The sequence below is a fragment of the Pseudomonas sp. KCJK8993 genome, assembly GCF_046230915.1.
Taxonomy (GTDB): Bacteria; Pseudomonadota; Gammaproteobacteria; order Pseudomonadales; family Pseudomonadaceae; genus Aquipseudomonas; species Aquipseudomonas piscis.
This window is the reverse complement of record NZ_JBJJLO010000007.1, coordinates 1-24,120: the sequence shown is the minus strand read 5'-3', so window position 1 is coordinate 24,120 and position 24,120 is coordinate 1. Positions and strand designations below refer to the sequence as shown.

The following is a 24,120-nucleotide window of genomic DNA, read 5'->3' as shown; positions in this document are numbered from 1 at the left end:
ACGTGATTACCGCCCAAGCCTTTGCAACCATACAGGCCATCGAACGCAGTGCCTGGAACGACTGTTTTCCAGGGGCCCTGGAGGATTGGGACTATTACCTGGCCGTGGAAAAAGCCGCCATCGCCGACTTTCGCTGGCGCTACCTGGCGGTCTACGAAGGGTCGACCCTGGTGGCGGTGGCGCCGGCCTTCACCACCCAGTACCGGCTCGACACCACGGTCTCGGGGCTGGCCAAGCGCTTTACCGAACGCCTGGAACGCCAGTGGCCAGGAATCCTGCAATTGCGCCTGTACGCCATCGGCTCGCCGGTGGCCGAACAGTGCGATGTCGGCACCGCCAGCCATGTACCGGCCGAACGCCGCCAAGCCCTGCTGGACGAGTTGCTGAAGCTGGCCCGGGCCGACGCCGACAGCTTCGGCATCGGCCTGATGGCGGTCAAGGACGCCGCCAGCCACGACCAGCAATGGGCCGAAAGTTGCCTGGCCGCCGGGCTGCAGGCGATGCCGAGCCTGCCCAGCGCCCTGCTGCCGATACCCTTCGCCTCCATCGACGCCTACCTGGGCACCCTGGGCAAGTCCACCCGCAAGGACCTGCGCCGCAAGCTCCGGGCGCCGGCACCGCGCATCGAGTGGCGGCAGCGGATCGATGACGTGCTACCGGACATCATGCGCCTGTACGAGGCGACCCTGAACCGCGCCGACCTGCAGTTCGAACGCCTGCCGGCGGAGTACTTCACCGGCATCCTCGAACAGCTGGGCGAACGGGCCGCCTGCGTCCTGTACTGGGTCGGCGAGCAACTGGTGGCGTTCAACCTGGTGCTCATCGACCAGCATCGGTTGATCGACAAGTTCTTCGCCCACGACCTGGACGTCACCCGCGAGCACAACCTGTATTTTCGCAGCTGGCTGGCCAACGTCGACCACTGCATCCAGCAGCGCATCCCGCTGTACGAGTGTGGCCAGGCCGGTTATGCGAGCAAATTGCGCCTGGGCTGCCGCTTCACCGCTAACATGCTGTTTTTCCGCCACCGCAACCCCTTGCTCAACACCTTGCTGAAGGTGATAAAACGCTTTGTCCGCCCGGATCGCTCCGACCCCGCCATGGCCGCTGCAATAAGCGAAAGTACATGACCAGAAAAGATCGTCGTCCTCCCCGCCCCTTCGCCATCTCCCGCTGGAGCCTGCAGCGCAAGCTGGTACTGGCGTTCTGGCTGGTCAGCGTGATCCCCACCATGATCGCCGCCGAACTGGCGGCCACCACGTTGTCGGAAATCTTCGACAGCAACGTGCGGATCTGGCTGCAGGAATCCACCAAGATCGTCGAGGACGAAATCACCGAGATCCTGCGCGACAACGCCCGGATCGCCCAGCTGTTCCTGCGCTACACCCGGCCCCCCGGGGAGCGCAACGCAGCCAAGCACGACAAGCTCACCGCCGATATCGCCGACTCCATGGGCATCGACGTGGTGGCGCTGATTCGCAAGAGCGACCACAAGGTGATGTTCACCACCGCCGCCGACGATGTGGTCGGGCAGATCAGCACCGCCTCCAACGCCGTGCTGCAGACCATCCAGGTCGGCGGCGCGGCCACCGGCGTGGTGGTCTCGACCTTCCAGACCAACCTCGACGGCGTCGACTACCAGTTGTTGATCGCCACCTACCTGGATGCCAGCTTCCTCACCAGCGTGGCCGACGTGCATTCCCTGGACCTGCGCCTGTACCTGGCCAAGGCCGACGACTTCTCGGAAATCTTCGCCACCCAGCGCTTCGAAGACCACCCGCCACGGGTGCCGCACCGCATCGAAGACATCCTGCGCACCACGCGCCAACCCACCGAGCAGTTCACCAACCGCTACAGCGGGTTGTACCGGCCGATCTTCAACGACAGCGGCGACCTGGTAGGAGTGATCTTCAGCGGCCTGCTGCGCCACAGCAGCCTGGTGGGCCTGGTCAACCAGAGCAACCTGTTCATCCTGATCTTCCTCCTCAGCTCGGCGGCCTCGCTGTGCGTCGGCTGGCTGGTGTCGCAACGCCTGACCCGGCCCCTGCGGGGCTTGTCCAAGGGCGTGCAGGCGGTGATCGGCGGCGACTACCGGCAACGGGTGCCGGTGATCGGCGGCGACGAGCTGGCGGAACTGAGCAGCACCTTCAACCACATGACCGAGCGCCTGGGCGAGTTGCAACATCTGGAGGGCCAATTGCGCCGCCGTGACCGCCTGCATGCCCTGGGTGAAGTCGCCATGGGCCTGGCCCATGAAATCCGCAATCCGCTGGGCATCATCAAGACCGCCACCCAGTTGCTGCACCGCCGGGCCGACCTGCCCGAGAACGACAAGCGCCACCTGGAATACGTGATCAGCGAGGTCAGCCGGATCAACGACCTGATCACCGAGTTCCTCGACTTCGCCAAGCCCAGCACGCCGATCCGCTCCACCCAGCCGGCGCGCCCCTTGCTCGAGGAGTTGCTGGGCTTCTGCGGCCCGGAACTGGCGACCCACAACATCGACGCTCGCATCGAGGACCTGGCCCCGGGCGCGACCATCCACGCCGACGCCCGCCAGCTCAAGCAGGCCTGCCTGAACCTGATCCTCAATGCCATCGACGCCATGCCCGAAGGCGGCCGCCTGACCCTGGGCATCGCCCAGCAGGAGGACGAAACCATCATCAGCATCGGTGATACCGGCCAGGGCATCGAGCCGGACATGCTGGAGCGCATCTTCACGCCGTTCGTGACCACCAAGGCCTCGGGCACCGGCCTGGGCCTGGCCAAGGTCTATTCGATCCTGGAAAGTCATGACGGCCACATCGAATGCGTCAGCGAAAAGGATGCCGGCGCCACCTTCAGCCTGTACATTCCGGCCAATGGTGAAGACGACGAGGACGATGAGGACCGCGATGACGCATAACCTGTTGGTGGTCGACGACGAACCCAAGCTCTGTGACCTGTTGTCCTCGGCCCTGGGCCAGAACGGCATCCAGGTGTTCACCGCGGGCAACGGCCTGCACGCGCTCAAGGTGCTGGAACAGGAAGACATCGACCTGGTGATCAGCGACTGGCGCATGCCCGGCATGGACGGCCCACAGTTGCTGGGCGAGATCAAGCAGCGCTACCCGCAGTTGCCGGTGATCGTGATGACCGCCTACAGCACCGTGAAGAACGCCGTGCAGTCCATGCGCAACGGCGCCTACGACTACATCGCCAAGCCTTTCGACATCGACGAGCTGGACATCACCGTCAGCAAGGCCCTGCAGTTTCGCGACATCCTCAAGGACAACCAGCGCATGCGCGCCGAGCTTGAGGAGCAGCAACAGATCGACAGCCTGGTGGGCGACAGCCCGGCCTTCCGCCAGGTGCTGCAAGCGGTGGACTCGGTGCGCGAGAGCAATGCCACCATCCTGCTCACCGGCGAAAGCGGCACCGGCAAGGAAATGGTCGCCCGGGCTATCCACAAGCACGGCAATCGCGCTGGCAAACCTTTCGTCGCGGTCAATTGCGCGGCCATTCCCGAAGGCTTGCTGGAAAGCGAGATGTTCGGCCATCGCAAGGGCGCCTTCACCGGCGCCGTGGCGGATCGGGTCGGGCGCTTCCAGCAGGCGGACAAGGGCACGTTGTTCCTCGACGAAGTGGGCGACATGCCCCTGGCCCTGCAAGCCAAGATCCTCCGTGCCCTGCAAGAGCGGGTGATCGAGCCGGTGGGCGATCCCCGGGAGCGCAAGGTCGATGTGCGGGTGATCGCCGCGACCAACAAGGACCTGCTGCAAGCGGTGGCCAACAAGGAGTTTCGCGAGGACCTGTACTACCGCCTCAATGTGTTCCCCATTCCCTTGCCGGCCTTGCGCGAGCGCGTCGAGGACATCGGCCCGCTGGCCCGGCATTTCGCCCATAGCCTGGGGGCCACCGCCGGCAAACGCATCACCGGTTTCAGTCCCCAGGCCTTGCAGGCCATGGCCAACTACAACTGGCCAGGCAATATCCGCGAGCTGCAGAACTGCGTGGAGCGGGCGACCATCGTCGCCACCGGCCAGACCATCGAGGCAAGCGACCTGCCGGGCTACCTGTTCGATACCCGCTCCGGGGATGGCGCGGCCAGCGTCGCCCTCAATGTCGGGCCGCAAGTGCCCAGCGACCTGGACGCCGCCCTGGCCGAAGTGGAAAAGGCCTATATCCTCGCGGCCCTGCACCAGAGCAATGGCGTCCAGGCCGCCGCCGCCCAGATGATCGGCATCTCCGAACGCAGCTTCTGGTATCGCTTGAAGAAACTGGGGATCCAGGTGGACAAGATCGTTCGCTGACGCGAACAGCGACAAGCTGCAAGCGAAGATCTATCCGCTTGAGGCTTGGCTCAGAGCATGCGGCCCACTTCCAGCGGTTCGATCCGGGCCCAGTGGGAAGTGTCTTCGCGATGGCTTTGCAGGTACGGCAGTACCGCCGCCAGCAGTGGCGCCTTGAACGCCTCCTGGAAACGATGGGCCAGCCCCGGGATCAGCTTCAACTGGCTGCCCTGGATATGCGCGGCCAGATGCACGCCGTGCATCACCGGCAGCAACGGGTCGGCGGTGCCGTGGACCACCAGGGTCGGCACCCGCAACTGCTTGAGCATGCTCACCCGGCTCGGCTCGGCGAGGATCGCCATGATCTGGCGCTTGACCCCCTCGGGATTGAACGCCCGGTCGTAAGCCAGCGCCGCCTGGTGCAGCAGCACCTGGCGATCGTCCTGCACCTTGGGGCTGCCCAGGGCCGCCAGCAAATCCGCCTGCTGCTCAAGGGCCGCCTCCCGGTTGGGCGCGTTGCGCCGCGACAACAATTGCACCAGCGCCGCGTTGGGTGCCGGCAGGCCCTCGGCGCCGGAGCTGGTCATCACCAGGGTCAGGCTCTCGACCCGCTGCGGAGCCATCGCCGCCAGGTGCTGGGCGATCATCCCGCCCATGCTCGCCCCCAGCACATGGAACTGCTCCACATGCAGGGCATCCATCAGCCCCAGGGCATCATCGGCCATGTCGGTCAGGGTGTAGGGCGCGGCCACTGGCAGGCCGAGCTTGTAGCGCAGCACTTCGAGCGTCAGGTTGGCGCTGGCCGGCGCCTGGCGCCAGGTGGACAGGCCGACGTCGCGGTTGTCATAGCGGATCACCCGGAAGCCTTGCTGGCACAGGGCGACCACCACCTCGTCCGGCCAATGGATCAACTGCCCGCCCAGGCCCATGACCAGCAGCAGGGCCGGATCCGAAGTCCGGCCGATGCTCTGGTACGCCAGGCTCACCTGTGGCAGGTCGACCCGCCGGGTCGCCACATCGACGTCGCAACGCCCAGACGCAAAAACACACTGGCCGAGCAATAGCCCGGCCAGCAAGAGACAACCTGAAAGAAATCTTGCCCGCATGGAAAACACCGAAACGCAGAACCCCAGTGGAGCGCGAGTCTGATGAAGTTCGATGATTCGCGCTGCCACAGTTGCGTGACAATTTGATGAAGATTGCCCCGGCGGTCATGCCCGCTGGAGCGGCATGGGGCAAAACCCCGGGGTAAAGCGACGCCAGTGGTCGACAGCCCCTTGATCATGAGACAAACTCACCCCTCCTCGCCTTTATCAGCAAATTCATTCATGGAGATCCCGGTGCTCGAGATCCGTCACCTGAAGACCCTGCACGCCCTGCGCGAGGCCGACAGCCTGGTCGAAGCCGCCGAACGCCTGCACCTGACCCAATCCGCCCTGTCCCATCAGTTCAAGGAACTGGAAGAGCGCCTGGGCATGCCGCTGTTCGTGCGCAAGACCAAGCCGGTGCGCTTCACCAGCGCGGGCCTGCGCCTCTTGCAACTGGCGGACGCAACCCTGCCGCTGCTGCGCGGCGCCGAACGCGACCTGTCGCGGCTGGCCGGCGGCACCGCCGGGCGCCTGCACATGGCCATCGAATGCCACAGCTGCTTCCAGTGGCTGATGCCGACCATCGACCAGTTCCGCGACGCCTGGCCGGAGGTGGAGCTGGACCTGGCCTCGGGCTTTTCCTTCGCTCCGCTGCCGGCCCTGGCCCGTGGCGACCTGGACCTGGTGGTGACTTCCGACCCGGTGGACCTGGCCGGGATCACCTACGTGCCGCTGTTCACCTACGAGGCCATGCTGGCGGTGGCCAACCAGCACCCGCTGGCGGGCAAGTCCTACATAGTTCCCGAAGACCTGCGCAGCGAAACCCTGATCACCTATCCGGTGGAGCGCGATCGCCTGGACATCTTCACCCGCTTCCTGGAGCCGGCGGACATCGAGCCGGCGCAGGTGCGCACCTCGGAACTGACGGTGATGATGATGCAACTGGTGGCCAGCGGTCGGGGCGTGTGCGGCATGCCCCATTGGGCCCTGCATGAATACAGCTCGCGGGGCTATGTGAAGGCCAAGCGGCTGGGGGAAAAGGGCCTGTTCGCCACCCTGTACGCGGCGATTCGCGCCGACATGCTGGACGCGCCCTATATGCGTGATTTCCTGCTGACCGCCAAGGACACTTCGTTCTCGACCCTCGACGGGGTCAGCGCGGTGCGTTGATTGCCCGAAACTGCCGGCGACGCCTCAGCCTTGCTCCGGCAGTCGGTACCACATGTGGATCTTGTCGAAGTAATCGTCCCCCACTCGCACCGCCAGGGGTTCGAGGCCGTACTGGACGAAACCGCAGCGCCGGTACAGGGCCAGCGCCGAGTCGTTGCCCGCCGTCACCGTCAGTTGCACCAGGCGCACGCCTTCATATTCCGCGGCTTCGGCCAGCAGCGCCTGCACCAGGCGCAGGCCCAGGCCGCTGCTGCGCTGTTCGGCGGTGACGTACAAGCCAAAGAGCGTCGCCTTGTGCTGGGCTTTTTCGCGCAGCTCGAAGGCCAGGCCAACGACCCCCACCAGGCGCCCATCGCAGAAGGCTCCCAGTAGCACGTCCAACTCGCCATCCAGGCGCCCGGCCCACCAGGCCAGGGGCAGTTTTTCCCGCTCGCGGACACTGGAGGTGAACGCCTCGGGATGGCGATCGTAGGCTTCGAGCATCAAGGCCCGGTACTGCTCGACATCCTCCGGGGCCAGGCGCTGGATCTGCATGTTCAATCGAGGATCTTCTGTCCGGTGATGAATGAGGCGGATTTTATCTTGCCGTCCTGCACTTCATAGATGGCCACGGTCTCCAGGGTCCCGGTGCCGTCGCTGAAGGTACGGCTGATCAGTTCATGATCGATGACCACATCGCCCATCACCGAGCGCTGGAGCAGCCGGGCGTGCAGGTTGGGCTCCTGGAAGCGCAACTGCGCCCGGGCCCGGATCTCTTCATGACCACGGGCCAGCAAGGTCGCCGGATGCTCGTATTGCCGGGCATCCCCGGCATAGGTCGCCAGCCAGGCCTCCAGGTCCTTGCGGTTATAGGCTTGCAGTTGCTCCTCGACCACGGCCTCGGGGCTGGAAAACTCTGTCATGGCATGACTCCGGTGTTCAGTTGGCACGACGTTGTTCGAACATCAGGCGCACCGCCAATCCTGCCAGCACGAAACCCATGAAATAGCGCTGGGCCGACAACCAGGTCGGGTTGCTGGCGAACCAGGAGGCGATACCGGCGGCGAACAGGGCGATCAGCAGGTTCACCGAGAAACTCACGCTGATCTGGGTCAGGCCGAGGAGGATGCTCTGGGTGAATACCGAACCGTATTCGGGATGGATGAACTGCGGGAAGATCGACAGGTAGAACACGGCGATCTTGGGATTCAGGGCACTGGTCAGGAAGCCCATGGTCATCAGCTTGCGCGGCGAATCGGCCGGCAGCTGCTGGGCCTCGAAGGGCGACCGGGCACCGGGCTTGAGCGCCTGCCAGGCCAGCCACAGCAAGTACAGGGCACCTGCCCACTTGAGGACTTCATAAGCCATGGGCACCGCCATGAACACGGCGGTGAGCCCCAGGGAAGCGGCCATCAGGTGGACGAAGAACCCCGCCACCACGCCCAGCAACGAGGTTACGCCGGCCTTGCGCCCCTGGCAGATCGAACGGGAGATCAGGTAGATCATGTTCGGCCCGGGGGTCAGCACCATCAACAGGGAGGCGGCGACGAAAATCAGGTAGTCGTGCAATGGGATCATGGCAGTCCTTGGCGAGTGATAAGTCAGGCGAGGGTCGCTTGAGACTGGCGATAAAACGGCAAGATCAGATCCCGTGTCAACGGCGCCAGGAACAAATCTCCGTCACCGGCCGGATCGATCCAGCGCACCTCCTCGATCTCCGCCGCCGGAGTCACCGGGGAATCGATGCGGACCAGGAAGACCTCGGCCTGTACCACATGGCCGGGCTCATTGGCCGCGGGAGCCGAGAACTGCTGCAGGTAGCGGGCCTGGACCGGGTCGATGCACAGGCCCAGCTCCTCCTCCAGCTCGCGGGCCAGGGCATGCACCGGCTGCTCGCCGGCCTCGATCTTGCCGCCAGGCTGCATGAAGGCGCGGGTGCCACGCTTGCGCACCAGCAGGGTGTGGCCGTCGGCACCGATCAACAGCGCGGCGGCGATACGAATGATGGAAGGATCGGCAGGAGAGACAGGCATGACGATGGGGTGACCTTGGAAATGAAGGGGCAAGGATCACACGTGCCGCCCTCCCGACGCTATCGAGCAATGGTCTTTTGCTGTCGCTCAGGCGCCCACGGCTTCTTCCCGGGGCAGCTTGACGAACACGCTGTAACGCGCGCCCTCCATGGTTTCGAAGGCAATCAGCTTGTCCACCAACGGCAGGTTGAGCACCTTGCCGGCATTGAGCAGCAACATGCCGTTATCGGCGTTGAGGTTACGCGCCAGGATCATGCCCGGCGCCAATTCGCGGGTGCCCAGGACCCGGACCGACGGATCGCCCAGGGTCACGTCGCACAGGTACACCGAGCACACCTGGATGAAACCCTCCACCAGTTGCGGGTCGTACAGGCGCCCGGCGTACTTGCGGATGAAGACCAGGGCCTCGTCGCTGTTCATGCGGCGCTCCAGGATCAGGCCGCACTGCAACTCGATGAAATCCACCGCCAGCTTGAGCACCCGTGAACCCAGGGGAATGGCCTCGCCCCTGAGCCGATCGGGAAAGCCGGTGCCATCCCAGTGCTCCTGGTGATGACGGATCAGCCGCGCGGCATCCTGCACCGGCTCCAGGGTCATCAGCAGCGATTCGCTCTGTTGCGGATAAGCCCGGTAGCGCTCGCGTTGCTGGTGGTGCAGCAGGTCCGCCGGGGTGGTCATCAGCTGATCGCTCCAGCTCAATTTGCCGATGTTGTGCAAGGCCGCGGCCATGGCCAGGTCACGCTGGAAGATCGCATCCAACCCCTGGATCGTGCAGTAGGCGCGCACCAGCTCGATGATCCGCCGGTTGGTCTGCTTGGCCGGAGGCAGGCGCTGGTTGACCAACAGGGAAAACAGCTCGGCACCGGTGGCATAGCTGTGCTTGAGCTCCTCGTAGGCCAGGTCGAGCATGTCCGCGGTCTGCTGCAACTCGGCAGTGCGCGCCGCGACGCGCCGCTGCAACTGGACGTTGAGCGCCTTGAGCTCAGTGTTCTGCTGGCGCACCAGAAGCCCCAGGCGCTGGCGCTCACGCTCGGCATGCTGGTGGTCGAGGGCCTGGCGCAGGGCCAGCAGCAACTCCTGGTCGTCCCAGGGCTTGTTCAGGTAGCGATAGATCTCGCCCTCGTTGATGGCCCTGGCGATGAGCCTGGGGTCCGGGTCACCGGTCAGCAGGATCCGCGTGGTGTCCGGATACTGCTGGTGAATGCGCGCCAGCAGCGCCGGACCATCCATCTGCGGCAGGTGGGCGGCGCTGATCACCAGGTCCACTTCGCAGTGGGCCATGACGTGCAGGGCCTGGATGGCGTCCCGGGCAAAATGCAGTGCGTAGGGATAGGGGCTGAGCAACTGGCGCAGGCGTTGCAGGACCAGGTCCTGGGCATCCACCAGCAGGACCCCGGGCAAGCGGGAGACAGTGACAACGTCCGGATCGCCCATGGGAACACCTCGGGTCAACGTCGATGCACGCGTCGATCATTGCGTGTGCCGGCAACAACGAAGCTTGCTGCCTGATTGAAGATTAGAAGAATTTCCAATTGAGATGATGGCTTTTTAACACCATTCATCCAGCGACAGTGTCCCGCTGTCGTTCAGCGACGCCCCTGGCCAATGCCGAAGGGCGCGGCCGGTGCACTCACTTGGCGGCCTTGCCGCCGGAGCCGAAGGATGCGAAGCGCTTGTTGAAACCGGCGATACGGCCTTCGGACTGGGTCTTGCGCTGCTGGCCGGTGTACACCGGATGCGAGGCGCTTGAGACGTCCAGGGCCACATAGGGATAGGTCTGGCCGTCGCTGTACGTGTGGGTGCGATCGGTGTCCACGGTGGAGCCGATGAGGAAGAACACGTCGGCGGCGGTGTCGTGGAACAGCACGGTGCGGTAATCGGGATGGATTCCGGGTTTCATGGGGGCCTCCAGGGCGCTTGGATAGACTAATTACGTTATATAGTAACAAATCGATATTTTCCAAACGAGAGCCGATTGCAATAAACCGCAAACCGCCTGCTTGCGCCGCGCCAGAGCGGCTGATCAGCGGTTGCTCCAGCAAGGAGATCGCCCGTAAGCTGGAAATTTCCACCGAGACGGTGAAAAACCATAAGACAATCATCGGCAGTACGCCGGGGCATGGCGTCCCGGCCCCAGCTGTTCGCGGAACTTTCTTCAGGTGCATGGCGCCTGATAGCCGGGCCGGCCTGCCGCCGGGCCCGGACATAACAACAAGAACCAGCGCTCCAACAAGCATGAGTACCGACAAACGATCTGATGAGTCCGAACCAAGGAACCCGTATGAGCCTGTCACTCCTGAGCCGCTATGCCTTCTTTGCCGCCTGCGTGATATTCACCCTCGCCAGCCTGCCCTTCGTCGAATATGACTGGGTCTGGCCCTTCACCCTGGTCACCGGCCTGCTGAGCCTGCTGGGGATCTTCGACCTGCTGCAAAGCCCCCATGCGGTGCGCCGCAACTACCCGATCCTGGGCAATATCCGCTACCTGGTCGAAGGCATCCGCCCGGAAATCCGCCAGTACCTGCTGGAATCCGACAGCGACGCCCTGCCCTTTTCCCGGGCCCAGCGCTCGCTGGTCTATTCGCGGGCCAAGAACCAGACCGCGGACAAGCCCTTCGGCACCCTGATCGACGTCTACCAGTCGGGGTTCGAGTTCATCGGCCACTCCATGCGCCCGGCGCCCCTGAGCGACCCCGACAGCTTCCGCGTCATCGTCGGCGGCCCACAGTGCACCCAGCCCTATTCGGCCTCGGTGTTCAACATCTCGGCCATGAGCTTCGGCTCCCTGAGCGCCAACGCCATCCGCGCGCTGAACCAGGGCGCCAAACTCGGCAACTTCGCCCATGACACCGGCGAAGGCAGCATCAGCCCCTACCACCGCGAGCACGGCGGCGACCTGACCTGGGAACTGGGCAGCGGCTACTTCGGCTGCCGCACCAGCGATGGGCGCTTCGACCCGGAGCGCTTCGCCGCCCAGGCCAGCAACCCCCAGGTGCGGATGATCGAGATCAAGATGAGCCAGGGCGCCAAGCCCGGCCACGGCGGCATCCTGCCCAAGCACAAGGTGACCCAGGAAATCGCCGATACCCGGGGTATCCGCATGGGCGAGGACTGCATCTCGCCATCGAGCCACAGTGCCTTCTCCACCCCTATCGAAATGATGCATTTCATCCAGCAGTTGCGTGAGCTGTCCGGTGGCAAGCCGGTGGGCTTCAAGTTCTGCCTGGGCCACCCGTGGGAGTTCATGGGCATCGCCAAGGCCATGCTGGAGACCGGCATCCTTCCGGACTTCATCGTGGTCGACGGCAAGGAAGGCGGCACCGGCGCCGCACCGGTGGAATTCACCGACCATATCGGTGCACCGATGCGCGAAGGCCTGCTGTTCGTGCACAACACCCTGGTGGGCCTGAACCTGCGGGACAAGATCAAGCTCGGCGCCAGCGGCAAGATCGTCAGCGCCTTCGACATCGCCAGCGTACTGGCCATCGGTGCCGACTGGGCCAACTCGGCGCGCGGCTTCATGTTCGCCATCGGCTGCATCCAGTCGCAGAGCTGCCATACCAACAAGTGCCCGACCGGCGTGGCCACCCAGGACAACCTGCGACAGCGGGCCCTGGTGGTACCGGACAAGGCCCAGCGGGTGTACAGCTTCCATCGCAATACCCTCAAGGCCCTGGCCGAGATGCTCGCCGCCGCCGGCCTGCAGCACCCGTCGCAATTGGAAGCCAAGCACCTGGTACGGCGCATGTCGGCCACCGAGATCAAGCTCTTCTCCCAATTGCATGTATTCCTCAAGCCCGGCGAATTGCTGACCGGCGAAGTCACCGGCGAGTTCTACTCGCGCATGTGGCAACTGGCCCGCGCCGACAGCTTCGAGCCCAACACCCCGGCCGCGGCCTGAGACCCGCCGTCCAGGCTCCCCGGATGCCAAGGGAGCCTGGCCAACCCACAAGGAAGATCATCATGCTCAAGGTCATTGCCGAAGACTTCATCCTCCCCGAACACCTGGAGACCGTACGCCCGTGGTACGCCGAACTGGTGGAGAAGACCCGCCAGGAACCACTGTGCATCGCCTACGATCTGTTCGTCGACCAGAAGGACCCCGGGCATTTCATCTTCATCGAACAATGGCCCGACCAGGCCGCCCTCGATGCTCACTGCCGCAGCGAGCACTTCACCCGCCTGGTCCCGCAGATCAATGCATTCCAGGCCCGCGAATGCCGCGTGCTGTTAATGGACTCGTTCTAGAAAACACCCTGCACGATGCTTGACCGGACCACCGAAAGCAGCCCCGACACGACCTACTTTTGGGAGATCCACCATGTCACTGCTGTCATTCGAGCTGCTGTCCCGTCAACTGCCCGAAACCTGGCAATCCAAGCAGGTTGGCCAGGTCGGCCCGGCACGCATCAAGGTGCTGCGCATGGACCCACGCCCCTATGCCGAAGAAATCCACGACTACAACGAAGGCTTGCTGGTCACTGCTGGCTGCCTGCGCCTGGGCATCGAAGGAAACACCGTGGAGGTGCTGCCCGGGCAGATGTACCTGGTCCAGGCCGGCCAGGCCCACAGCGTGCTGCCCGGCAGCCATGGCACCCTGGTGATCATCGACGTCTAGGCTTCGCGTGCACGGGCGCACGATGCACACCACTGCCCGCAGAGGCCCCACCGGCCCCATTGGAATGGAGAATTCCCATGTCTCGTCGCTTGCTTGCAATGCTCGCCTTGTTGATATCGCTCGACACCGCCATCGCTGCCGAGCGTTGGCAGACCCTGCCCCCGACCCCGGCTCCACTGGCCGAGGCCCGGTCCGACTATGCCCAGGTCAATGGCATACGCCTCTACTACAGCAAGATCGGCCATGGCTCGCCGGTGGTGCTGCTGCACGGCGGCCTGGGCAATGCCGACTACTGGGGCCATCAGGTCAAGGCCCTGGCCGCCCGGCACACGGTGATCAGCGTCGACAGCCGTGGCCATGGACACAGCACCCGCGATGCCCGCCCCTACGGCTACGACCTGATGGCCGACGATGTGATCGCCCTGCTCGATCAGTTGAACATCCCCCGGGCCGATTTCGTCGGCTGGAGCGATGGCGCGATCCTCGGCCTGGACCTGGCCATGCGCTATCCGCAACGGGTGGGCAGGGTCTTCGCCTACGCCGCCAACACTCGCACCGACGGCGTCAAGGAAGGGGTGGAGAACAATCCGACCTTTGCCGCCTACATCGAACGCGCCGGCCAGGAATACGCAAAGCTGTCACCGACACCCGGGGAGTACCAGGCCTTCGTCGAGCAGATCAGCCACATGTGGGCCAGCCAGCCCAACTGGAGCGACGCCGATCTTTCCAGGATCAAGGCGCCGGTACTGATCGTCGATGGCGATCGCGACGAAGCCATCAAGCGTGAGCACACCGAATACATGGCGGCGACGATTCCCGGGGCCGGGCTGTTGATCCTGCCCAATACCAGCCACTTCGCCTTTCTCCAGGACCCCGGTTTCTTCAACGCCGCCCTCGAGCATTTCCTCGACGACCAATGACCCCGGGCCTTCGCCCCGCCACGGATGTCCCCTTTAGCGGGGACGTCTTTATCGGCATACTTGCATAAACGCATATTTTAATTGCGCTGACGCATATTTCATCTAAGGTTGATTACAGACCCGACAGCGCCTGCCATCGAGGCTGGCATCCGGGTCCGGTACGCCGCTCGCTCCCGTGCGGCGACGAACACCAGCCGGAGGCTGGTTTTCATTCACGGAGGATGAACATGCTAAGCACTACCCTGCCCCCTATCGGCAATCCACAGGTCATGCCCCGCTGCCTGGCCGGCACCCTGCTGGATCCGGAACTGGACGAAATCACTCAAGCGGCCGAAGCCGCGCCCCTGGCCGGCGCCCGCCTGAACTTCAACATCCAGCAGCAAACCCAGACCAACTGGTGCTGGGCTGCCCTGTCGGCCTCGGTCGGCAATTACTACAACACCGGCTCCTGGACCCAATGCGGCGTGGCCAACGCCGAGCTGGGCCGCAGCACCTGCTGCAGCCAGCCCGGACCGTGCAACGTCTATGGCTACCTGGACTCGGCCCTGCGAACCACCGGCAGCTACGGCGGCATGCGCGAAGATCGCATGCAGATGGCCGCCATCGAGAACCAGCTCGGCATGGGCCGCCCCGTCGGCCTGCGCTGCGCCTGGTACGGCGGTGGCGCGCACTTCCTGGCGATCTATGGCACCGACGGCGGCTACGTACTGGTGGCCGACTCGATCTTCGGCTACTCGACCCGCGCCCTGAACAGCTTCCCCGGCACCTACAACGGCGGCGGCAACTGGACCCACACCTACTTCACCCGGAAAAACTATTGAGGAGGCAGCATGCAACTGACTTATCCCAAGGCGCCCGCCGGTGGCGTCCAGCAACTGCGTCCGGCCCTGCAGGCGGCCCTGCGGACCCAGGGCTTCGGTATCAATCGCGCCTTCGCCAATGCCGGCCCGGGCACCTTGAACCTGTCCCAGGCCTTTCGTGGCTATAGCCTGAGCCTGGAAGACCTGGCCAACGGCCGGGACCTGGCCCAGGCCACGCCGGGCGATTGGCATTACCTGGTGTTCGCCGGCGGCGTCTCGATCGCCGATGCCCAACTGACCGAAACCACCGGCCAGCTGGAGTTCTGCGCGCTGAACCACGGAGCCCTGGCGGCCTCGACCATCAGCGCCCTGAACCTGGCCGAGCAGGCCCCACAGCTGCAAGGCAAGTCCTATGAACTGCGCTTGCTGTTCGTCCCGGCCCTGCAAGCGACGCTGATCTGGCTGCACGGCGACGCCGAGGAAGTGCTGATCCCCATCGAGCCCACGCCCACCAACCTGGCACCCCGGCAGCTCTACAGCGAGGCCACGCTGTTCGGCCTGCTGGTACCGGCCGCCAAGCAAGCCAAGGCGGTATTCGATGCCGACGCCAGCGGCACCCTGGGCGGTTGAGCCCGGCCCCAAAAAAAACCGGCGCCCCTCGCGGGACGCCGGATTGTTCATTGCCTGGCCACCAGGCCCGGCCGCTCACGCCGGGAGCAGCGCGAGCCGCTGGTCAGGAGGCCGAACGGGCCTGCTGGGAGTTGGTCGGATGCAGGTTGAGCAGGTAGAACAGCGCGGTCAGCAGCACCAGGAACGCCGGGCCGACATACAGCGCCACGCGGGTATCCGGGAAGTAGGCCATCAGCCCCACCACCAGCACCAGGAACGCCAGCGCCAGGTACGAGCTGACCGGGTACAGCCACATGCGGTACTTCAGGCCGGCGCGCTCGGCCGGGGTCAGGCCTTTGCGGAACTTGAGCTGGGCCAGGAGGATCATCACCCAGGTCCAGATCGCACCGAAGGTGGCGATGGAGGTCACCCAGACGAACACCTTCTCCGGCACCAGGTAGTTGAGCAGCACGCCCAGCAGCAAGGCGAAGATCGACAGCAGCAAGGCGCGACGCGGCACGCCGCTTGCCGAGGTCTTGGCGAAGCTGGCCGGCGCCTGGCCATTCTGCGCCAGGCTGTAGAGCATGCGGCCGGTACTGAAGATGCCGCCGTTGCAGGACGACAGGGCCGCGGTGATCACCACGAAGTTGATGATGCCGGCGGCGGTCTTGATCCCCAGGCGCTCGAAAGTCATCACGAAGGGACTGCCCTGGGTGCCGATTTCGTTCCATGGGTAGATCGACAGGATCACGAACAGCGCGCCCACGTAGAACAGCAGGATGCGCCAGAACACCGAGCCGATGGCGTTGGGAATGGTTTTTTGCGGGTTGCGTGCTTCACCGGCGGTCAGGCCGATCATCTCCACGCCCAGGTAGGCGAACATCACCATCTGCAGGGACATCAGCACCCCGGTCACGCCGTTGGGCATGAAGCCGCCGTGGGTCCACAGGTTGGAGATCCCCAGGGCCACCCCTTCGTTGCCGAAGCCGAAGGCGATGATGCCGACACCGCCGATGACCATGGCAATGATGGTGACGATCTTGATCAGGGCGAACCAGAACTCGAACTCACCGAAGGCCTTGACCGCGATCAGGTTGATCGAGCCCATGCTCACCAGGGCCGCCAGGGCCCAGATCCAGCGCGGCACATCGGGGAACCAGATGCCCATGTACACCGCCACGGCGGTGATCTCCGCGACACAGGTCACCAGCCACAGGAACCAGTAGTTCCAGCCCGTGAGGAAGCCCGCCAGCGGGCCCAGGTAGTCTTGTGCATAGCGGCTGAAGGAACCCGCGACCGGGTTGTGCACCGCCATCTCGCCGAGGGCGCGCATGATCACCAGGATCGCCAGGCCGCCGATGATGTAGGACAGCATGATGGCCGGGCCGGCCATTTCGATGGCCTTGGCCGAGCCGAGGAACAGGCCGACGCCGATACAGGCGCCCAGGGCCATCAAGCGAATATGCCGTTCGCCGAGTTCGCGTTTCAGCGGGCCGCCCTGAGCGGTCTCGCCGTGGGGCAGTTGGTTGCCAACTGGCATAGAGATACAACCTCATTTTGTTATTGGATATGAACCACCGAGTCTTCCAGGTCGCGGCGGATAACCGCGGCGTGCTCGACCGGACCGGCCTTGTGGGACGGCGCGCCTGTAGGACAAAACCTGCCAGGTCAGCGGGGTGCGCAGTATAAAAAGCTCGTCACAGGGCTTTTCACTCTATAAACAGCAAAATTCAGAGAGAAATCTCGGCAAAAACCGCTTTCACGGAGAAGCATTCCCTGCTTTTTCCACCAAACCCCACTCGGAAAGGGGCGTGAGTATTGCACAGCCCCGATGCCCCGTCATGCCCCTACCTAGGGCGTATTTACCTGGGAAAAGCGCTGTTCTGTGGTGAAGAAGCATGCTCCCTCGCCACAGGAGCAAGACAGCGTCTGTTTTGACAATTTCTTCACCACCGGCCACCACCGACTAAGCTTCAGACAAGTCCGATCAATCTCTGTGGAGGGATCAATCGACTATGGGCGCTTTGGGGCACACCGATCCACGCAGTACCGCAGTGCCAAGCCACAGCGACGACGAAGCGCCTTTGCCCGAACGGCCCCGGCCCCGCCGTTATTTCCGGCGCCTGTTCTGGCTGCTGACGTTGATCGCCCTGATCGCCCTGGGCGTTGCCGCGAGCCGCGAAATGCGTACCTCCAGGCTCCAGGCCCGGGAATTCAGCAACCTGGCCCGTGACCTGAGCTATTCCCTGCAACCTGGCCCCAGCGACGCGATTGTCTATCCCGGCGCCGGTCCCTTCGATCGGCGCTTGGGTTATAGCGCCCTGGGCGAGTTCCTGCCGCGCCTGCTCAAGCGGGGCTACCTGATCGAAGCCCAGGTACGGTTCTCCAAGGCATTGATGAACTACAGCGAAAGCGGCCTCTTCGTACCCTACGCCGAGAAGATCCAGGCCGGGCTATCCATCACCGATTGCCGCGCCGCGCCGCTGTACCGGTTCAAGTATCCGCAGCAGTTCTATGCCAGCTTCGCCAGCATCCCGCCCCTGGTGGTGCATAGCCTGCTGTTCATCGAGAACCGCGACCTGCTGGATCCACAGCTGGCCGAGGCCAATCCGGCGGTGGACTGGCCACGCTTCGCCAAGGCCGCCTGGTCCCAGGTGGCTCGGCTGCTGCACCTGCCCGGCCAGAGCGCCGGGGGCAGCACCCTGGCTACCCAGCTGGAAAAATACCGCCATTCTCCCGACGGCCTGACGGTGTCGGGCGGGGAGAAGATCCGCCAGATGATTTCCGCCAGCGTGCGCGCCTACCAGGACGGCCCGCAGACCCTGGAGGCCCGCAAGCGCATCGTCCGCGACTACCTCAACAGCGTGCCGCTCTCGGCGGTGCCCGGCCATGGCGAGGTGCACGGCCTGGCCGAAGGGTTGCGGGTCTGGTACGGCGCCGACTTCAACCAGGTCAACCAGGCCCTGGCCGGCACGGCAACGGATGCCCACAGCCTGGCCCAGCGTGGCTTGGCCCTGCGCCAGGTGCTGTCGTTGATGATTGCCCAGCGCCGCCCCTCCCATTACCTGGCCAAGGGCCGCACAGAGTTGGCGGACTTGACCGACAGCCACATCCGCCTGCTGGCGCAGAACAATGTCATCGACCCGGCGCTGAGCGCCGCCGCCCTGGCCAGCAAGGTGACCTATCGGGATTGGCAGCAACAGCCGACGATCCAGCCGATCGAGACCAACAAGGGCATCAGCGTGGCCCGCAGCCGCCTGGCGGCCCTGCTCAACCGGCCGCTGTACGACCTGGATCGCCTCGACCTCTCGGCCACCAGCACCCTGCAGAGCGACCTGCAGCGCCAGGCCACCGAGTACCTCAAGCACCTGGCCGACCCGGCGTTCGCCGCACAGGTCGGAGTGCTTGGCGAACGCCTGCTCACCCCCACCAGTACCACCCAGGTCCGCTACAGCTTCACCCTGTTCGAACTCACCGGCGACGGCTCCCGAGTGCGGGTGCAGACCGACAGCACCGACCAGCCCTTCGACATCAACGAAGGCAGCAAGCTGGAGCTGGGCTCCACCGCCAAGCTGCGGGTGCTGACCACCTACCTGCAGATCGTCGCCGAGCTGCATGACAAGTACGCCGGGCAGACCCTGGCGCAGTTGAAGAAAGTCTCGGTGGACGACCAGGACCGCCTGAGCCGCTGGGCCCTGGACTACCTGGCGCAGAACAGCGACCGCAGCCTGCCGAAGATGCTCGATGCCGCCCTGGATCGCACCTACTCCGCCAGCCCCGGCGAGGCGTTCTTCACCGGCGGCGGCGTGCACCACTTCCACAACTTTCGCAACGAAGACAACGGCCGCAGCCCGACCCTGCGCGATGCCCTGCGCGAATCCATCAACCTGCCGTTCATCCGCCTGATGCGCGACCTGGTGCGCTACAGCACCTACGGTGGCGACAGCACCAGCGCCGAGCTGCTCAAGGACGATGACAACCCACGGCGCCAGGAATACCTGGCGCGCTTCGCCGACCGCGAAGGCACCTCGTTCCTCCTGCGGTTCTGGAAGAAGTACCGCAACAAGGACACCCAGTCGCGCCTGGAAACCTTCCTCGACAGCATGCACCCCACGGCGATCCGCCTGGCCGCGGTGCATCGCTACCTGCTACCGGATGCCAGCCAGGACAGCTTCAACCACTTCGTGCGGGCCCATATGAAAAACGCCAAGGTCGGCGAGAAGCTCACCGACGAGCGCCTGGACAAGCTCTACGCCAGCTACGGCCCGGGCGCCTACGACCTGCCGGACCAGGGCTACATCGCCAAGGTCCACCCGCTGGACCTGTGGCTGCTCGGCTACCTGATGAACAACCCCGAAGCCAGCTTCAGCCAGGTGGTCAAGGCCAGCGAGTTCGAACGCCAGGAGGTCTACAGCTGGTTGTTCAAGAGCCGTCACCGCAGCGCCCGGGACAGCCGCATCCGCACCATGCTGGAGATCGAGGCGTTCCTCGACATCCACCAGCGCTGGCAGGCCGTGGGTTATCCGTTCGACCACCTGGTGCCGTCCCTGGCCACCGCCATCGGCAGTTCCGGCGACCGGCCAGCGGCCCTGGCCGAGCTGGTGGGGACCATTCTCAACGACGGTGTACGCCTGCCGACCCTGCGCATCGACAGCCTGCACTTCGCCGCCGGCACCCCCTATGAAACCCGCCTGCTCAACGACCCGGACAAAGGCCAGCGGGTAATGCCTTCGCAGGTAGCCACGGCGCTGCGTGGAGCCCTGTCCCAAGTGGTGGATGCAGGCACGGCAAAGCGGGTATCCGGCAGCTTCAAGCTGGCCGACGGCACGCCCCTGGCCATGGGCGGCAAGACCGGCACCGGCGACAACCGCATCGAAGCCATCGGCGCCGGAGGCCGGGTGCTGAGCTCCAAATCCATCAACCGCACCGCGACGTTCGTGTTCTACATCGGCGATCACCACTTCGGCACCCTCACCGCCTATGTTCCCGGCGCCTCCGCCCAAGCCTTCAAGTTCACCTCGGCCTTGCCGGTGCAGGTGCTCAAGGGCATGGCGCCGATCCTCATGCCCTACCTGCAACCGGGTAGCGGCACCCAGTGCCAGGGCAACCTGGCGCAACGCTGACACCCTCCACGGCGGCCAGCCCCAGGGCTGACTGCACGGCATTTCGCGCTCTCTTTGCCAACTAGCGCTCGCGACGAACGGTGGCCCCGGAGCCTGCGGAACCCTTGCGCCACTCTTAAGATATATCTTAAGTTATGTCTTAACCAAAACGGAGAGCACGAAAATGAGAGCGCACCACCCTCCCCATCATCACCGCGGACATGGCGACGGCCCCGAAGGCTTCGAGCGCCGTGGCGGCCGTGAACGCGGCGGCCGTGGCCCACGAGTATTCGCCCCCGGCGACCTGAAGCTGCTGCTGCTGGCGTTGATCGCCGACGAGCCTTGCCATGGCTACGACCTGATCCGCCAGATCGAAACCATGTTCGATGGCGTCTACAGCCCAAGCCCGGGCGTGATCTACCCGACCCTGACCTTCCTGGAAGAAAGCGAAATGATCCAGGGCGACGCCGAAGGCGGGAAAAAACGCTACAGCGCCACCGACATCGGTCGTCTGTTCCTCAAGGAGCAGGCCGTTGCCCTGGATGGCGTGCGCATGCGCATCGAGGTCAGCAAGCGCTCGCTGCGCGGGCATGACCGCCCGGCAGAAATTCACGAGGCGGTGCACAACCTGCGCCATGCCCTGCAAATGCATAACGGCCGCTGGAGCCCCGAGGAAATCCTGCGGGTCCGCGATCTGCTGAACAACACCGCCAAGGCCATTGTCGATGGTCCTGCAACCCCTTCCAGCCAGGAGAAAGCCGAATGACTGCCACTCCCGAATTGTCCATTCACCGGGTCATGCACGAGATCAAGCGCCGACGCCTGCAGGTCCTGCGGGTGGTCGACGTGACCCCGCGCATGCGCCGGGTCACCCTGGGCGGCCCGGAACTGGCCGGGTTCCTCAGCCTGGGCAGCGACGACCATGTGAAGTTGCTGTTCCCGCAGAACGCCGAGCAGCAAGCCGCCCTGCAAACCCTGGTCATGGGCCCGGGCAAGGACAGCGGGCCGATGCCCGCCATGCGCGACTACACCCCGCGCCGCTATGACCCGCAGTTGGGCGAGCTGGACATCGACTTCGTCTTGCACGGCGACGGCCCCGCATCGACCTGGGCCGAACAGGTCCAGCCCGGCCAGGAGCTGCACATCGCCGGACCACGAGGCTCGATGGTGGTCCCGGACATCTTCGACAGCTACCTGCTGATCGGCGATGAAACCGCCCTGCCGGCCATCGCCCGGCGCCTGGAGGAACTGCCTGCCGGTCGCCGGGTCCTGGCGGTGATCGAAATCCAGGATCGTGCCGAACGCCAGGCACTGCACAGTGCCGCCGAGGTGGAAGTGATCTGGGTCGAACGCGATGGCGGCCAGCAGGATCTGCTTGCTTGCGTGCGCGCTCTGCAAATGCCCGAAGGCCGGCTGTATGCCTGGATCGCCACCGAGAGCAAGGTCTCGCGGCAACTGCGCCGGATTCTGCTCGATGAACACCGGCTCGACGACGAGTTCGTCAAGGCCGTCGGCTACTGGCGCCTGGATACCAGCGAAGAAGACTGATCGCTCAGCCGCCAAACCTTCGCCGGCGCAGGTGCCCAGCACCTCGCCGGCGAATCATTTCTGGCCCGCGCAATGCCGGCGCCCCAGCCAGTGGTCCAGCCCCAGCAATAGCAGCGACACCAGCACGAACCCTGCCAGCAGCCCCAGGGCATTGAGCACGGCCCGGGGATACCCCAGCCGGTCCACGGCAATGAAGGGATAGGGATAGAGCCCAAGCAAATGACCGCGCAGGAGCAGGTAGGCGAAGTACAAGGTCGGGTATAGCGTCCATAGCCCGACATGACGCAGGCGCAAGCGGCCCTTGGGTACGCAGCAGCACCAATAGGCCAGGAACAGCAGCGGCATCACATCGTGCAGCAGCTCATCGGCCAGCCACTGCCAGCCCTCGGGATGCCACAAGTGGCGCAGCAGCAGGTTGTAGGCCAGGCCCACCAGCACGATGCTGGCCGCCACCGCGCCACTGACCCAGGGCTGGAGCATGAACGCCTGCCCGCGGGAAATGCGCAGGTTCAGGGCACAGGTCAGCACACTGGCCACCAGGGTATTGCTGAGCACGGTGAAGAAACTGAAGAAGTTCACCAAGCCGCCCAGCAAGCTGGCGCCGACATCCCAGCGCAGCAGCAGGATCAGGTACATCTGCACCGCCAGGCCGAACCAGCCAAGCAATGCTGCGGTCGCGATCAGGCCCCGCCGACCGGACCACTGGGCCAGCGATCCGCTTTTCATGCGCGGCCTCAGAGCGGACGCTTGGTGCGCTGCAATTTCACGTAGAGTCGCTCGACCTTCTCCCGGGCCCAGGGCGTCTTGCGCAGGAATGTCAGGCTCGACTTGATGCTCGGGTCGCTCTTGAAGCAGCGGATATCGATGCGCTGTGCCAGTCCCGACCATTCGTAGTGCTCCACCAGGGCCTTGAGGATCTGTTCCAGGGTCACGCCATGCAGCGGGTCGGTGTGGGTAACGGTCATGCCAGGCCTTCGAACGCAGATGAGGAAAACAAGCCGCGCACCTTAGCCGACGGCCTGCGCCCACGCCAGCGCGCTGAATTAACTGTAGCCGCTACCGGGCCTGCGCCAAGGTCCGCAAGACCTCCAGTGATCGATCGGCCACGCCTTCCAGCAACCGCTGCGCACCCGGTCGCAGGCTAGGGCGGCTACCACGGGACTTACGTTCCCCCCGAGGTACGGCTCGGCAACCTGATGAAAAGATCCCGACTTTTACAAATAAATGAGATGTTATATTGTACCAATTCAAAAGAACTCGCCCGCACTCCGGGCCATGCCGTGCCCCGCCTGTTTTTCGACCCTATGCGCGCCGCGCAAAGCTTGCCAAGGAACGACCGATGTCCCTCTCAGCCCACCACCCTTCTCGTTCGCTACTGTGGCGCCTGTCGCCGCTGTCCGTCGCCGTGCTGATCGCCACCCAGGCCCACGCCGTGGAACTGCCACAGCAGGTCATCACCGCCAACCCCCTGGGCAACACCGAACTGGCCGCCCCCACCACGGTGGTCGAAGGTGACTCGCTGACCCTGGCGCAGAAGGGCAGCCTCGGCGAGACCCTGAACAACCAGCCCGGAGTGTCTTCGTCCTACTTCGGCCCCGGCGCCAGCCGCCCAGTGATCCGCGGCCTGGACGGCGATCGCATCCGTATCCTGCGCAACGGCGTCGGCGCCCTGGATGCTTCGTCGCTGTCCTATGACCACGCCGTGCCCCTGGACCCGGTCAACGTCGAGCGCATCGAGATCGTCCGAGGCCCGGCAGCCCTGCTCTACGGCGGCAATGCCATCGGCGGGGGGAGGAACAGCTCTCACAAACCCACCACCCCCCAACCCAAACAAGGCGGCCCCCGGGCCCGCGAACGTCGCTTCGGCGGCGTCCCCCCCCCCCCGCCCCCCCCCCCCCGCACCACCCGCCCTCGCCCCCCCCCCCCCCCCAGCCCCCCGCCACCGCCGCCCCCCCCCCCCCCCCCGCCCACCCCGCGCCGGT

Annotated in this window: 24 protein-coding genes and 1 pseudogene; 15 read left to right on the top strand and 10 right to left on the bottom strand. The window is 64.8% G+C overall.

Annotated elements, in window-relative coordinates:
• Positions 1-2 precede the first annotated feature (2 nt).
• Genes ACK6AU_RS04020 through ACK6AU_RS04010 form a run of 3 tightly spaced genes read left to right on the top strand, consistent with a single transcriptional unit; the run spans position 3 to position 4,292 of the window.
• Positions 3-1,130, top strand: coding sequence for a GNAT family N-acetyltransferase (locus ACK6AU_RS04020; RefSeq protein ID WP_185698507.1), 1,128 nt, complete (start codon positions 3-5; stop codon positions 1,128-1,130).
• Positions 1,127-2,905: an ATP-binding protein gene (locus tag ACK6AU_RS04015; RefSeq protein ID WP_185698508.1), complete on the top strand. Its 1,779-nt coding sequence runs from the start codon at positions 1,127-1,129 to the stop codon at positions 2,903-2,905. The genes ACK6AU_RS04020 and ACK6AU_RS04015 overlap by 4 nt, the downstream gene beginning before the upstream one ends.
• Positions 2,895-4,292 carry a sigma-54 dependent transcriptional regulator gene (locus tag ACK6AU_RS04010; RefSeq protein ID WP_185698509.1) on the top strand — a complete coding sequence of 466 codons (1,398 nt, stop codon included), beginning with the start codon at positions 2,895-2,897 and terminating at the stop codon, positions 4,290-4,292. Before ACK6AU_RS04015 ends, ACK6AU_RS04010 begins: the two co-directional genes overlap by 11 nt.
• A gap of 50 nt (positions 4,293-4,342) precedes the next feature.
• On the opposite strand, the gene ACK6AU_RS04005 is transcribed toward ACK6AU_RS04010, so the two are convergent.
• Positions 4,343-5,377, bottom strand: a complete 1,035-nt coding sequence (locus ACK6AU_RS04005) for an alpha/beta fold hydrolase (protein WP_260497945.1) — start codon at positions 5,375-5,377, stop codon at positions 4,343-4,345.
• Between the two features lie 234 nt (positions 5,378-5,611).
• On the opposite strand from ACK6AU_RS04005, the gene metR reads away from it, so the two are divergent.
• Positions 5,612-6,529: a transcriptional regulator MetR gene (gene metR / locus ACK6AU_RS04000; protein WP_185698510.1), complete on the top strand. Its 918-nt coding sequence runs from the start codon at positions 5,612-5,614 to the stop codon at positions 6,527-6,529.
• A gap of 24 nt (positions 6,530-6,553) precedes the next feature.
• Here the strand turns inward: metR and ACK6AU_RS03995 are convergent, their stop codons facing one another.
• From ACK6AU_RS03995 to ACK6AU_RS03970, 6 genes are all read right to left on the bottom strand, one after another.
• A complete protein-coding gene (locus tag ACK6AU_RS03995) occupies positions 6,554-7,063 on the bottom strand; it encodes a GNAT family N-acetyltransferase (RefSeq protein WP_185698637.1) in 510 nt (169 codons plus the stop codon).
• A gap of 2 nt (positions 7,064-7,065) precedes the next feature.
• Positions 7,066-7,431 (bottom strand): nuclear transport factor 2 family protein, encoded by a 366-nt coding sequence (locus tag ACK6AU_RS03990; RefSeq protein ID WP_185698511.1) that lies wholly within the window; start codon positions 7,429-7,431, stop codon positions 7,066-7,068.
• A gap of 16 nt (positions 7,432-7,447) precedes the next feature.
• The gene (locus ACK6AU_RS03985; RefSeq protein WP_185698512.1) at positions 7,448-8,086 is read right to left on the bottom strand and encodes a LysE family translocator; all 639 of its coding nucleotides are present in this window, start codon (positions 8,084-8,086) and stop codon (positions 7,448-7,450) included.
• A gap of 23 nt (positions 8,087-8,109) precedes the next feature.
• The gene (locus tag ACK6AU_RS03980; protein WP_409297866.1) at positions 8,110-8,541 is read right to left on the bottom strand and encodes an NUDIX hydrolase; all 432 of its coding nucleotides are present in this window, start codon (positions 8,539-8,541) and stop codon (positions 8,110-8,112) included.
• An 87-nt stretch (positions 8,542-8,628) separates the two neighbouring features.
• A complete protein-coding gene (locus ACK6AU_RS03975; protein WP_185698514.1) occupies positions 8,629-9,975 on the bottom strand; it encodes an HD domain-containing phosphohydrolase in 1,347 nt (448 codons plus the stop codon).
• Positions 9,976-10,171: 196 nt separating this feature from the next.
• Positions 10,172-10,441: a type B 50S ribosomal protein L31 gene (locus ACK6AU_RS03970; RefSeq protein ID WP_185698515.1), complete on the bottom strand. Its 270-nt coding sequence runs from the start codon at positions 10,439-10,441 to the stop codon at positions 10,172-10,174.
• Between the two features lie 119 nt (positions 10,442-10,560).
• Between ACK6AU_RS03970 and ACK6AU_RS03965 the strand changes: the two are divergent.
• The 7 genes and pseudogenes from ACK6AU_RS03965 to ACK6AU_RS03935 all read left to right on the top strand — a co-directional run.
• A pseudogene (locus ACK6AU_RS03965) lies at positions 10,561-10,635 on the top strand (LuxR C-terminal-related transcriptional regulator); the annotation flags it as partial.
• A gap of 187 nt (positions 10,636-10,822) precedes the next feature.
• Positions 10,823-12,442 (top strand): FMN-binding glutamate synthase family protein, encoded by a 1,620-nt coding sequence (locus tag ACK6AU_RS03960; RefSeq protein WP_409297863.1) that lies wholly within the window; start codon positions 10,823-10,825, stop codon positions 12,440-12,442.
• 62 nt (positions 12,443-12,504) lie between these two features.
• Positions 12,505-12,789, top strand: coding sequence for a putative quinol monooxygenase (locus ACK6AU_RS03955; RefSeq protein ID WP_185698517.1), 285 nt, complete (start codon positions 12,505-12,507; stop codon positions 12,787-12,789).
• Positions 12,790-12,862: 73 nt separating this feature from the next.
• Positions 12,863-13,159, top strand: coding sequence for a cupin domain-containing protein (locus ACK6AU_RS03950; RefSeq protein WP_409297861.1), 297 nt, complete (start codon positions 12,863-12,865; stop codon positions 13,157-13,159).
• A 77-nt stretch (positions 13,160-13,236) separates the two neighbouring features.
• Entirely contained in the window at positions 13,237-14,079 is an 843-nt protein-coding gene (locus ACK6AU_RS03945) for an alpha/beta fold hydrolase (protein WP_409297859.1), read from the top strand.
• A gap of 227 nt (positions 14,080-14,306) precedes the next feature.
• Positions 14,307-14,900 (top strand): papain-like cysteine protease family protein, encoded by a 594-nt coding sequence (locus ACK6AU_RS03940; RefSeq protein WP_022643466.1) that lies wholly within the window; start codon positions 14,307-14,309, stop codon positions 14,898-14,900.
• A 9-nt stretch (positions 14,901-14,909) separates the two neighbouring features.
• Positions 14,910-15,509 carry a hypothetical protein gene (locus tag ACK6AU_RS03935; protein ID WP_185698520.1) on the top strand — a complete coding sequence of 200 codons (600 nt, stop codon included), beginning with the start codon at positions 14,910-14,912 and terminating at the stop codon, positions 15,507-15,509.
• A 103-nt stretch (positions 15,510-15,612) separates the two neighbouring features.
• Here ACK6AU_RS03935 and ACK6AU_RS03930 read toward each other — a convergent pair whose 3' ends face one another.
• A complete protein-coding gene (locus ACK6AU_RS03930) occupies positions 15,613-17,028 on the bottom strand; it encodes an amino acid permease (RefSeq protein WP_185698521.1) in 1,416 nt (471 codons plus the stop codon).
• A 475-nt stretch (positions 17,029-17,503) separates the two neighbouring features.
• Here ACK6AU_RS03930 and ACK6AU_RS03925 point away from each other — a divergent pair, with 475 nt between their 5' ends.
• The 3 genes from ACK6AU_RS03925 to ACK6AU_RS03915 all read left to right on the top strand — a co-directional run bounded on the left by ACK6AU_RS03925 (position 17,504) and on the right by ACK6AU_RS03915 (position 22,138).
• Positions 17,504-20,611 (top strand): transglycosylase domain-containing protein, encoded by a 3,108-nt coding sequence (locus ACK6AU_RS03925; protein ID WP_185698522.1) that lies wholly within the window; start codon positions 17,504-17,506, stop codon positions 20,609-20,611.
• A gap of 163 nt (positions 20,612-20,774) precedes the next feature.
• Positions 20,775-21,356, top strand: a complete 582-nt coding sequence (locus tag ACK6AU_RS03920) for a PadR family transcriptional regulator (protein WP_185698523.1) — start codon at positions 20,775-20,777, stop codon at positions 21,354-21,356.
• Positions 21,353-22,138, top strand: coding sequence for a siderophore-interacting protein (locus ACK6AU_RS03915; protein ID WP_185698524.1), 786 nt, complete (start codon positions 21,353-21,355; stop codon positions 22,136-22,138). Before ACK6AU_RS03920 ends, ACK6AU_RS03915 begins: the two co-directional genes overlap by 4 nt.
• Before the next feature lie 54 nt (positions 22,139-22,192).
• Here the strand turns inward: ACK6AU_RS03915 and ACK6AU_RS03910 are convergent, their stop codons facing one another.
• On the bottom strand, positions 22,193-22,864 hold the full coding sequence (locus ACK6AU_RS03910) for a Pr6Pr family membrane protein (RefSeq protein ID WP_185698525.1): 672 nt from the start codon (positions 22,862-22,864) through the stop codon (positions 22,193-22,195).
• A gap of 8 nt (positions 22,865-22,872) precedes the next feature.
• On the bottom strand, positions 22,873-23,103 hold the full coding sequence (locus ACK6AU_RS03905; RefSeq protein WP_185698526.1) for a VF530 family DNA-binding protein: 231 nt from the start codon (positions 23,101-23,103) through the stop codon (positions 22,873-22,875).
• Positions 23,104-23,477: 374 nt separating this feature from the next.
• On the opposite strand from ACK6AU_RS03905, the gene ACK6AU_RS03900 reads away from it, so the two are divergent.
• Positions 23,478-24,120, top strand: a 643-nt coding sequence (locus ACK6AU_RS03900; protein ID WP_409297852.1) for a TonB-dependent receptor plug domain-containing protein, incomplete at its 3' end; no start/stop codon positions are given.